The following is a 12258-nucleotide window of genomic DNA, read 5'->3' on the forward strand; positions in this document are numbered from 1 at the left end:
GTTACGCTTTCGCGAAAGCGTAATTATCAATTATATTTACCACAATACTTAAATGACATTATTATGAAAAAGATCATCGCTGTACTCGTTTTATTTTCACTCGTTTCTTGTGCCGAATTACAAGGCGTTATAGACGGGCTTCCTGGTGAGTCTGGATTGCCTGGTATAGATAACCAGATGATAGGTAATGGACTTAAACAAGCGCTTGATTTTGGGATTGATAAGCAAGTGACAAAACTTACTTCTACAGATGGTTTTTATAAAAATGAGCTGGTAAAAATTTTGCTACCAGAAGAGTTACAAAAAGTAGATAATACACTAAGAGCTATAGGTCTAGGCAAACTAGCAGATGAGGGCATCAAAGCCCTTAACCGCGCTGCCGAAGATGCTGTAAGTGAGGCTACGCCAATCTTTGTAGACGCGGTGAAGCAAATTACCTTTAATGATGTGCGTACCATTTTACTAGGTACAGATGATGCGGCAACTCAATATCTAGAAGGAAAAACAAACGCTGCACTTTATAATAAATTCAACCCTATGATTAAAAATAGCTTTGCAAAAGTAGGCGCAGATCAAATCTGGACTAACCTCATCACAAAGTATAATGACTTACCTCTTACAAATAATGTAAATCCAGATCTTACAGATTATGTAACGCAACAAGCGCTACAAGGTGTGTACACAATGATTGCTGTTGAGGAAAAAGAAATAAGAACAAAAACACAAAGCAGAACTACAGATTTACTTAAACGTGTGTTTGCATTACAAGATTAACAAGTTTAATCTTACATTAATTACTTGATTTTTACATAGTTATAACATTTTGGTTTGGATTTTTTTTTTACATTTAATGTATTAAAAACATCCCCTTAACTAATTAATCAAGTATGACTAATGTTGCCTCAAAACACAAGCGCCTCAAATCTTTTATGCAACGTAAGCACAAGAAACTCGTAGAGGAGTCTTATAATATAATGTATACAGATCACGAAAAAAGTGACGTACTCACCTATGAAGCCTTACAGCTGGATAAAAAGATTAAGTTTTTAAAGTTTTAAGCGCTTAGATAAGCTCGTAAAATAGGGAAAGGCTTTTATGAGCCTACTCCCATACCAAGAAAAATACTCACCATCTACAAGTACAACTTGTGCGGTGGTCTTTTTTTGAAACTCTTCTATATGCTTTTCTGAGAAAGGAAATGGCTCCGAAGACAAGAATACATAATCTAAGTCTTTGAGATTTTCTTCGGTAACTGTAGGATACCTTCCTTCTTTATTTTTAAATGCATTTACAAAACCTAGCTCCTCTATAAGGTGATGTATAAAGGTATCATCACCCACAACCATAAGTGGCTCTTGCCATATAAAATAGCCTACTTTAAGGGTGTTAATGGGTTTTGTTATGCTTTCGCGAAAGCGTTCTTGTGCTTCTTTAATGCGAGTTGTGATTGCTGTAGCACGTTGAGTCACATTAAAAATAGTACCATATTGTATAATCAGATTGTGAGCATCTTGAAGCGTCTTAACATCAGATAGGTGTACAGTTGCAATATCTTGCAGAATACGAACCATCTCCTCTGTATTTTCTTCTTTATTACAAAGTATGATATCAGGTTGTAGTGCCTTAATCTTATCAAAATGCACTTGCTTTGTACCTCCCACAACGCTTACTTCATTGCGTAAAGTCACTGGGTGAACACAAAATTTTGTAATACCTACAAGTGAAGATTGTAAACCGAGATCTACCAGCAACTCTGTCTGGCTAGGCACTAAGGAGACTATTCGCACAGGCGTATGATCAAAAGTAAGGGATCGCCCCATCTGATCTACTATATGCATCTCTAGCTGTTTTGAACTAAAATCTCTTGCATTTCTGATTGCATTTGCTGGGCAACATTACGTGCTGCAATGGCAAAATCTTCTCCTTGAGAATTATAGATAATACCTCTTGAAGAATTAACTAGAAGACCTATATCTTCTGTCATACCATATTTACATACTTCACGCAAGCTACCTCCTTGTGCTCCTACACCAGGTACAAGTAAGAAAGCTTCTGGTATGATTGCTCTTATATCTGTAAGATACTCTGCCTTAGTAGCACCTACTACATACATAAGCTGGTCATTATTTTCATAGCTCTTAGAAGTCTCAAGTACGTGCTTATATAGCTCTTGCCCATTGATAGTTTGGGTCTGAAAGTCAAAAGCACCTTGGTTAGACGTAAGGGCTAGCATTATGGTATGCTTATCTTTAAAGGCGAGAAACGGCTCTACAGAGTCTTTACCCATATATGGCGCTACGGTAACAGAGTCAAAATTAAGATCTTCAAAAAAGGCTTTTGCATATCGCGTAGATGTATTACCTATATCACCACGTTTTGCATCTGCAATGGTGAATTGCTCTGGGTAGGTTTCATTAATATAATTAATGGTTTTCTCTAGCGCCTCCCAGCCCTTAAGACCATAAGCCTCATAAAATGCTGTGTTAGGTTTATAGCCTACACAAAGGTCTTGAGTCGCATCTATAATGGCTTTATTAAAAGCAAAGATGGGATCTTCTTCTTTTAATAAGTGCTTAGGTATTTTATCAAGATCTGTATCTAGACCTACAATAAGAAAAGATTGTTTCTTTTTAATTTGATCTATAAGGAAAGATGTTCTCACAATGATTTATTTAATTCTCTTTTTTCTACCTAAACCAAGGTATAGTAATGTTCCTACAAACGGCATAAAGAGCACAACGAGTAGCCAAATGAGCTTTTCATTATCCCTAAATCGATGTCTAAGGATATCAATAGTCGCAAGCAATGGGATACCCAAAACTATGATTATTAGGCCTAGTTGCCAAGGGCCTATCATTTCTAATAAAGTTAAACCCATTTTATAACTCTCCTTCTGTAAATTTCAACTTCTCTGTATTTTCTACGAGTCTTAACTCTTCTAGTATTTTTTGAATATCTCCATTTATAATGTTTTGGAGATCGTATAATGTAAGTCCTATACGGTGGTCTGTCACACGTCCTTGTGGATAGTTGTAGGTACGTATTTTTGCACTACGGTCACCACTACTTACTTGTGAGTTACGCTTTGCAGCATCTTCTTCTTGCTTTTTTGCAAGTTCAAGATCATATAGACGTGAGCGTAGTACCTTAAAGGCTTTCTCTTTGTTTTTGTGTTGTGATTTTTGATCTTGACACTGTGCCACAAGTCCTGTAGGGATGTGTGTTAATCGTACTGCAGAGTAGGTTGTGTTTACAGACTGCCCTCCTGGTCCTGATGAACAGAAAAAGTCTACACGTACATCTTTAGGCTCTATCTGTACATCAAACTCTTCGGCTTCTGGAAGTACCATTACTGTAGCAGCACTAGTGTGTACACGACCTTGAGTTTCTGTCTGAGGTACACGTTGTACACGGTGTACTCCAGCCTCAAACTTCATTGTACCGTACACATCTTGACCTGTAATCTCAAACTGGATTTCTTTAAATCCTCCAGAGGTACCCTCTGAGTAGTCTACCGTGCTGTGTTTCCACCCAGGTACGCTATCTACATACTTAGTGTACATTCTGTAAAGATCTCCTGCAAAGATACTTGCCTCGTCTCCACCGGTTCCCGCGCGTATTTCTACTACGACGTTTTTGGCATCTTCTGGATCTTTTGGGATAAGCATCATTCTGATTTTTTCCTCAAGTTCAGGAATACCAGATTTTGCTTCTTCGTATTGCATTTTTGCCATTTCAACCATCTCGGCATCGCTACCGTCTGCTATGATTTCTTCGGCTTCTTTAAAATTATCTGTAAGCTCTATATATTCTTCACGCACATCCATTAGTGCCTTTAAGTCACTATACTCCTTGTTAAGAGAGACATAACGTTTTTGATCTGATATAATATCTGGCTGTATAATAAGGTCACTTACCTCATCAAAACGCTGCTTTACTATCTGTAATTTTTCTAACATCTACTTTCTATAATAAGAAGCGAATTTACGATAATTTAAGCAAGGTATGAAAGGGAAATGGGCGTTAGTATGCTTTCGCGAAAGCGTAAAAAAAGAGAATCAATATCTAGAGCATACTTTTGAGGAGTTCCTTATCCTCACGTTCTCCACGTACATCTAAAACGGTATGTATGAAAAATGATAAGCCTAGTGTTGCACCTACAAAGTCTATATAGTAGAAAAAGCCCATATTAAAATAATATCCTAAAAGAGAGGACACGTCTGAAATGATCATACAGAAAATAAAAAACAAAAATGTGAGTGATCTATCACTATTTACGACTTGATTGTACAAAACAGCCACCGCGCCTAGTAAGGTGATGATAATGCCTAAAAGAAATATTAAACTTGCCTGAAACGATCCATCATAACTATCCTTAACCATACTAATAAGCTCGTTGAGCATAAACAGGTTAAGTATTACAAAAAGAAAAGTACAGATAATCGCAATTTTATCCCTAAATAATACTTGTATCATATCTAAACGCTTGAAACAGATGAGACCATATGCTAGACATCCTAAAATTATATAGGCAATTTGACCAAGACTATTACCGTAGTAAAAAACAGAAATTTCTCTTAGCAAAAACATCCCGAGTATAATAACTATGAGTATGCGTACTTTGAAGGTGTTAATATGGTAGTAGAGTAAAAAGATGGCTACGGTTAAAATCTGGACATACCTGAGAAATCTAACCTCTCGCATAAAGTAAAGTGCAAGCACATTGAGAGCTACCAAAAAGATGGTTAATAGCGGTAATCTACTCCACAAGTCACTTAGCGAGAATTTCATTTATTTCTTATTAGTAGGGAACTTAGATGCCTAAAAATTAAACACTAAGCGTATTAAATATACTAATTTTAGTTTCAAAACAAACGAATCTTCCTACACTATTAAACTATTAACTAGCTAGTAACCTTAATATTACAAATTATTAATATGTAAAATCACCGTGAGCACTGCGTATACTAAGTTTTTTACCAGAAGGTGAATCTTCTACCCTACCTACTATTTGTGCATCTACATTATAAGATTTTGATATGGCAATAAGATCATCTGCCACCTCTTGCGGGCAATAAATCTCCATACGGTGCCCCATATTAAAGACTTGATACATCTCTTTCCAGTCTGTGCCACTCTCCTCTTGAATTAATTTAAACAAAGGTGGTGTGTCAAAAAGGTTATCTTTTATAATGTGTAGGTTTTCTACAAAGTGTAAAATTTTAGTTTGTGCTCCTCCACTACAGTGCACCATACCGTGTATACTATCTGACTTATATTTAGATAGTATATCTTTTATAATAGGTGCATAGGTTCTAGTAGGTGATAATACAAGTTTACCAGCATCTATGGGACTATCTGAAACAGCGTCTGTAAGTTTTTTTGAACCACTGTACACTAAATCTTCTGGTACGGCTGCGTCAAAGCTTTCTGGATACTTTTGAGCTAGGTAGTTATCAAAAACGTCGTGACGAGCAGAGGTAAGACCATTACTTCCCATCCCACCGTTATAAGAAGTCTCATAACTAGCTTGACCAAAAGATGCTAGACCTACAATTACATCACCAGGAGTGATATTTGCATTATCTATCACATCACTACGCTTCATTCTTGCCGTTACTGTAGAGTCTACAATAATCGTGCGCACAAGATCACCCACATCTGCGGTTTCTCCACCGGTACTGTGTATGGTTACTCCGTATGACTTAAGCTCTTCTAGTAACTCTTCAGATCCATTTATAATAGCCGAAATTACTTCGCCCGGTATTAAATTCTTATTACGTCCTATGGTAGAAGATAACATTATATGATCTGTAGCACCTACACATAATAGGTCATCTATATTCATAATGAGCGCATCTTGAGCAATACCTTTCCATACAGAGATGTCTCCCGTTTCTTTCCAATACATATATGCCAGGGCAGATTTTGTCCCTGCACCATCTGCGTGCATTACGAGGCAATAATCATCATCTCCTGTAAGTGCATCTGGTACGATTTTACAAAATGCTTTGGGAAACAAGCCCTTGTCTACATTTTTAATCGCGTTATGTACATCTTCTTTACCAGCAGATACTCCGCGTTGTGAATATCGTTTAGAAATTTCTTGGCTCATTAGGTAGATTTTATGGCGCAAAAATAGGGATTAATTAATGAGAGGTAAAATAGACTAGCCTGCAGTTATAAACTATTTGTAAAATGTGGCGGGTTGTTGTTATTACGCTTTCGCGAAAGCGTAAAATAGACGCTAAAAATCAGTTTTTTCTTACATCAATATTTTATCAAACTCTCTTCATTCCAGTAATTTATGCCTTAGTCTATTTGAGTTTTTTCTTTGCTCATTTATGTCTACTTTCAAGGTTCATTAACCATTCTATTTATTAAATCTTATACACCTTGAACAACTTTCTTTTTAATAAAAGTTACTACATATTACATATCGCCCTCCTTTTAAGCTCACTCTCTGCGATGAGCCAAGATGATGGACTCAAACGACAAGATGTTTTGGGGCACGGCTTTGATGTGCGCTATGTAGATGCCCTAGACTGGGGCTCCTCATCAAAAGGTAAACTGCTTTTTAAGGGTGGCTCCTCTACAAGTAAGATTTCCTCATCACCTGCTGTATCTTATCATTTTGTCACCACCCCTTATGAGTATGAGAAGGAACTCTTACGCACAGACTCTCTAGACAGCCCTTTTCAGGCTATTAATAGTCACGCATATTATGAGGCCTTTGAGGCAGACGGCAGCGACAAGCTACTCTTTGTATATACTCAAAAAAGAAAACCTATAGAACGTAAATCTCTACGCACAAGCTCTACAAAAACATTAGATAGTGCGATGGTGGCAGATTTTTCAAGACTGGGGCGTGATATTACACCAGAAGGTTTTATACACAGATACGGGACTCATTATGCAGACCAAGTTGTATACGGTGGTATATTTTTAAAAAGAAACCTCATTAAAAACACCAATTATATATACTCACCTTATGAGAAAGATGAGTTTCAACAACAGGTTGTAAAAGATATTATTGCAACTCATACAGGCGCTAGTGATCCAGATCTTTATATAAATGCTGGACAAAGCAACACCTATACCATAGGAGGAACAAAAGATGCGCAGTGGTTTACAGACTGGGAAGGTACCGTATCTCAAAATAGTAAGCCCATAGAGGTCACATTGCAAACGTTTTCAGAACTCTTTAGAACGGTATCTATGCCAGAGGTTGAAGACAAGGCAAAAAAAGTAAGAATGCTAGATAGTGTTATAGAAGTCGCAACTGCTTATGCTCAAAAAGCTGTGCAGCGACCAGTAACAAGTAAATATTATAAAAAGTACTCCCTACGCTTTAAGCAAGATCTCACTAAGATTATTAAAAAAAATATGGGAGGTGAGAATGCAACGAGCACAGACTACACGGGAGATATATTTTTTGGTGGCTTTTCAAAAGACGATGCTATACTTGATATAAAACCGCTTATAGAGTTGGGTGGTCTCCGTCTTGAAACCCTTATTACAGACGAAGAAGTCCTTCTAGATAGAAACGTCATAATCACCATAAAAGCCGAAGACCTAAAAAGAGGCTACCTAAGTGTATGGGATGATGCAAAAAAACTAGTAAAAGGAGGTGGTAGGACACGCTTGCGAGTTTCTGGCACAGAAGACGCAAAGACCTATTACAAAGACATATTAAAGCAAAAAATAGAAAAAACCATCGAGCTAGAAACGATTGATAAGGACATCTATGATATCACCTATACCGCAGAGCTTATTAAAGACGAGGGCCTTATTGAGAACATCACAACTACTTATAATTATGTACTAGATACAGAACTTGTTGCTGCTGCTGCGACCGGTAATATCCCGTTACTAAAAGACTTATTTAAAAAAAATGGAAACGTAGGTGCAAATGGATTACTACAAGCCATCATTATTAATAAACAAGATAACGATGTCCTTAACTTTGTTTTAGATAATGGCGTGATACCTACTACCGAAGATCTGGATGTAGCTTTTGAACCTAGAAATTTTGAGAGAGAAAAAGCACTCATCCTCTTAGAACGAGGAGCAGAGCCTAAAAATAATATGATTTATAAAGCGGTGGCTTATAAAGAGGCAGATGTAATTTATGCACTCTTTAGAGAAGGAGCCATCCCCAGAAATAATGATCTAGCTTATGCACTCGAGCTCTACCACTACCCTACCGTCAAAGCGTTAATGAGTGAGGAGTTTGAAGAATTTGTAGCTGGTAAAAACGAACTACTTCTCGCTGCCGAAAATAATGATGAAGATCTCGCTCAGAAATTTGTGAAGCTAGGCTCTACCGCAGATGCCTACATACTAGACAGAGCAACCCAGCACGATAATATGGCTCTACGTAATGTTATTGTACCTGTTACCGAAGCAAGCGGAGAAACGCTTGAGGTCGTAGCCAAACTAAATGATACAGATCTCTTTAATTATTTTGTTAAGAAAGAAGCAAAACTTGATTCTAATCTCGCAGCAGAGGTTGCGGTAGATAACAGTAACACAGCCATACTTGATATGGCGCTTAAAAATGGAGCTCAAGCCACAGAGATACTTACCTATGCTATTGAGAAAGATAATAAGCCCGCAATAGAAGTATCATTAAAAAACAAAGCCGTTGCAGATGAGGTTTTTTCATATGCCGCAAAATCCCAAGATACACAACTCTTTAATGATGCCCTTAATACGTACAACGGTACACCTGCCGTAGCGCTAGAGGCTGCAGTACAAGAAGACCGTGTGATGCTTGCGCAGTCTGTAATAAACACAAAAAGTGCCTCTATAGATGCCTCTCAAACATTAGACCTTGCCGTTTCAAAGGAAAATCTCGAGATGGTTGAGCTACTTGTGCAAAACGATGCAGACCCATCTCAAGGTATTAAAACAGCCGTATCTAGAGAAAATGAATCTATTACCGCTTTCTTAGTGACAAAGGGAGCAGCTACGGCAGACCCAGCGCTATTACAAGACGCTGTAAAAAAAGAAAATCTAGCCATATCAAAAATCCTTATAGAACAGGGACAGGCTAATGTAAGCGAGGCTATTGTAGATGCTACAGAGACTGGTAATAAAGAAATTACTGGCTACTTACTAGAGAAGGGTGCAGATACAGAAGAGGCTCTTAACGCTGCTATGGAAACTAAGGACGAAGACATCATTCTTCTCATCTTAGCAAAAACAGAGCATATCGACCCGTCGTTTATCTCTACTGCTGCGCGAAAAGGAAACCTTAAAGTTGTACAAAAACTTATAGAACGAGGTTTAAGTACAAGTATCGCTCTAGAAGATGCGATGCGATACAAACAACTAGACGTTGCAAAGCTATTGCTAGAAAGTGGAGCAAAACCCACACAATATGACTTAGAACTAGCTATCAAATTTAACTTCATAGATGGCACCAAGTTAGTGCTAGAAGAAGGTGTTACACCTACACAAGCCTTTGGGAATGGATACTACCCATTACATCTGGTTACAGAAACGTATGAAGCTACAGATAGTGCATTAATAGCGCTATTAGTATCCTACGGAGCAGATGTAAACGCACAAAACAAAAGAGATGAGACTCCATTACACCTAGCTGCTAGTGGCAACGAGAATGCACTTCCCACTGTAACAACTTTACTTGAGGCAGATGCAAATGCACTACTCACAAATAAGAACAATCTTACTGCTTTGGATTATACCACTAACAAGACCCTAAAAAACGTTATCAAGAAAGCACAAAAAGAGGCGCGCAAAAAGTCTTAAGGTAAGATTGTATTTTTAATGTTTATAGGTGCGCTTTCGCGAAAGCGTACTCCTTTTTAATAGCCATATAAAATCATAAGTAGGCCTAACAATTTGGAATAAAATGTATATTTATCAGGTAATTATTTAAATAAATAACTTGCGCTAGGTTATATGACTGCACAGTTTCTTAATGTTACAAGAATATCACACAATAAACTAACACATTGAATCTAGACAATAAATTAATATTTTTCTTTAGCGCACTAGGTGCTTTTAATAGCATTGTATTGAGCATATACTTTTTACTTTTTGCTAGACCCAAAAAAGGCTCAAATTACTTTCTTGGAGGCTTACTCATAGCCCTTAGCATAAGAGTATGGAAGTCTTTATTCTTTTATTACAACCCATCTCTTTCTAAAGTGTATTTGCAAATAGGACTTTCTGCCTGTTTTCTCATAGGTCCCTTTTTATATCTCTACATTAAATCTAAATACCTGAAAAATGACAAAATAAACAAACTCACAAAGACGCACCTTTTATTTACTGTTGTGCTCATTTTATGTGTAGGGATTGTATACCCTTATAAAAACAATATAGACCTTTGGGTTGATTATTTTTATTACATCATAAACTTACAATGGCTTGTTTATATTATCATTTCTGCATTCTTATTAAAACCAGTAATTCATAAGCTTATGACAAGAGATCATAAATTAGATTATAATGAGGTCTGGCTTGTTAGTGTTTTCTTTGGTGTTTTATGTATTTGGATAGCTTATAATACTGCTTCATATACATCTTATATTGTAGGTGCTTTATCTTATTCATTTGTTTTTTACCTAACTGGTTTGTTGATTTACCACAAAAGAAAAAAAGAGTTTGTGGTATCTATGAAAAAAGAAAAGTATGCAAATACTCAAATAGAAGAAACTGAAGTAAATCATCTATTAGAAAAAATTGAATCAACACTTGTTAACGAAGAGTTGTATAAGAACCCTAATATTACGATGCCGCTTCTAGCAAAAAAGATTAATATTCGTCCACAATTATTATCACAATTGCTCAATAATAATTTAAGTAAGAGCTTTTCTCTCTTTATAAATGAATATAGAATTGAAGAGGCAAAAAGGCTATTAAAAGAAAAACCTCATTTAAAAATTGATACAATTGCCGAAGAGTGCGGGTATAATTCAAACAGTACATTTTATGCGGCTTTTAAGAAGATAACTCAAACCACACCCTCAAAATATATAGCCCAAGAATCTAACCTTAAAATGTCCTAATGTATACATCAGGAATATGATAGTATAAATGTATTACCCCTAAAGTGACCATTTGAACTAAAATTGTAACCTAATCAAATTACAATTTTTATGAAAAATTCACTTTTATTTTTAAGCCTTATCTTTTTCTATTCAGTGACGTATGGTCAAACTGAATCACAAGAAATTAAAGAAGTACTTTTTAATTATATAAATGGTACATCATACAATAAACCCGAACTTATTGAAAAAGCTTTTTATCCAGAAGCAGATCTCTTTTTAGACAACAAAGAAAACAATTTATGGATTGTCCCTATTAAAGAATATCAAGGCTGGTATAAAAACAAAAAGCAAGGAGATTTTAATGGAAGAATAGGCAATATTGTATCTATAGACTATACAAACAACATTGCAACAGCAAAGGTAGAAATACTATTCCCTGATGATAACTCAAGGTACATAGACCTATTTATATTAAAAAAGATAGACAATAAATGGAAAATCATAAGTAAAGCCGCTACAAAAGATAGTGGCGCTGCTCTTTCTGATAAAATTCTTTTCATAGTTTCAAATGCAGCACACTATGGAAATTCTGATATTTCTACAGGAAATAGTTTCTCAGAATTAGTAAATGCCTATAGTACTTTTAAAAGTGCAGGTTATACAGTAGATTTTGTGAGTCCAGAAGGGGGTACTATTCCACTTTCATATATTGATACTTCAGACTCGTTAAGTATGTCATACTTATATAATTCTGATTTTATGTATGCATTAAAACATACTCATAAGCCAAGTGAGATAGCACCTCAAAACTATAAAGCAGTACATTATATAGGTGGAGGTGCAGCAATGTACGGCGTACCAGAGAGTCAAGAAATTCAAAAAATAGCAATGGCCATTTATGAGCAACATAATGGTATAATTTCTTCTGTATGCCACGGGACTGCGGGTATCGTAAATCTCAAAACAAAAGACGGAAAGTATCTCTTTAAAAATAAACTCGTGAGTGGATATCCAGATTCGTTTGAGAAAAAGGATGCGGCCTATTTTAAACACTTCCCATTCTTAATACAGAAAACATTAGAAGATAGAGGTGCTGTATTTAAATTTTCTCCTAGAAACAATTCTCACGTAGAAGTAGATGGAAGATTAATTACAGGACAAAATTATCTATCATCTCGAGACGTTGCCTTGAAGATAATTGAACAGTTAAAAGTCTTAAATTGAGATTGTATAT

The 12258-nt window shown here is 36.2% G+C and carries 11 protein-coding genes; 5 read left to right on the forward strand and 6 right to left on the reverse strand.

Translation table 11 applies throughout. From position 1 onward, the window contains the following. The first annotated feature begins 63 nt into the window (after window positions 1-63). Window positions 64-774: a DUF4197 domain-containing protein gene (locus I597_RS12240; protein ID WP_035324518.1), complete on the forward strand. Its 711-nt coding sequence runs from the start codon at window positions 64-66 to the stop codon at window positions 772-774. A gap of 113 nt (window positions 775-887) precedes the next feature. Beyond that, the gene (locus I597_RS14930; protein ID WP_152594935.1) at window positions 888-1058 is read left to right on the forward strand and encodes a Lacal_2735 family protein; all 171 of its coding nucleotides are present in this window, start codon (window positions 888-890) and stop codon (window positions 1056-1058) included. On the opposite strand, the gene I597_RS12245 is transcribed toward I597_RS14930, so the two are convergent. The 6 genes from I597_RS12245 to I597_RS12270 all read right to left on the reverse strand — a co-directional run bounded on the left by I597_RS12245 (window position 1047) and on the right by I597_RS12270 (window position 6115). After that, window positions 1047-1838, reverse strand: a complete 792-nt coding sequence (locus tag I597_RS12245; protein ID WP_035324517.1) for an ABC transporter substrate-binding protein — start codon at window positions 1836-1838, stop codon at window positions 1047-1049. The genes I597_RS14930 and I597_RS12245 overlap by 12 nt on opposite strands. Before the next feature lie 2 nt (window positions 1839-1840). Then, a complete protein-coding gene (gene pyrF, locus I597_RS12250) occupies window positions 1841-2662 on the reverse strand; it encodes an orotidine-5'-phosphate decarboxylase (protein ID WP_035324516.1) in 822 nt (273 codons plus the stop codon). Window positions 2663-2668: 6 nt separating this feature from the next. Then, entirely contained in the window at window positions 2669-2878 is a 210-nt protein-coding gene (locus I597_RS12255) for a PLD nuclease N-terminal domain-containing protein (RefSeq protein ID WP_081964942.1), read from the reverse strand. Window position 2879: 1 nt separating this feature from the next. Further along, complete coding sequence (gene prfA, locus I597_RS12260; protein ID WP_021778694.1) at window positions 2880-3959, reverse strand: peptide chain release factor 1; 1080 nt, start codon at window positions 3957-3959, stop codon at window positions 2880-2882. Window positions 3960-4065: 106 nt separating this feature from the next. After that, window positions 4066-4791, reverse strand: coding sequence for a hypothetical protein (locus tag I597_RS12265; protein ID WP_064497415.1), 726 nt, complete (start codon window positions 4789-4791; stop codon window positions 4066-4068). Between the two features lie 142 nt (window positions 4792-4933). Then, window positions 4934-6115, reverse strand: coding sequence for an AIR synthase related protein (locus tag I597_RS12270; RefSeq protein WP_035324514.1), 1182 nt, complete (start codon window positions 6113-6115; stop codon window positions 4934-4936). A gap of 353 nt (window positions 6116-6468) precedes the next feature. Here I597_RS12270 and I597_RS12275 point away from each other — a divergent pair, with 353 nt between their 5' ends. From I597_RS12275 to I597_RS12285, 3 genes are all read left to right on the forward strand, one after another. Beyond that, window positions 6469-9777: an ankyrin repeat domain-containing protein gene (locus tag I597_RS12275; protein WP_035324513.1), complete on the forward strand. Its 3309-nt coding sequence runs from the start codon at window positions 6469-6471 to the stop codon at window positions 9775-9777. 677 nt (window positions 9778-10454) lie between these two features. After that, a complete protein-coding gene (locus tag I597_RS14935) occupies window positions 10455-11042 on the forward strand; it encodes an AraC family transcriptional regulator (RefSeq protein WP_152594934.1) in 588 nt (195 codons plus the stop codon). A gap of 90 nt (window positions 11043-11132) precedes the next feature. Continuing rightward, entirely contained in the window at window positions 11133-12248 is a 1116-nt protein-coding gene (locus tag I597_RS12285) for a nuclear transport factor 2 family protein (RefSeq protein WP_035324511.1), read from the forward strand. The last annotated feature ends 10 nt before the right edge of the window (window positions 12249-12258 follow it).

This window comes from Dokdonia donghaensis DSW-1, assembly GCF_001653755.1.
GTDB classification, from domain to species: Bacteria; Bacteroidota; Bacteroidia; order Flavobacteriales; family Flavobacteriaceae; genus Dokdonia; species Dokdonia donghaensis.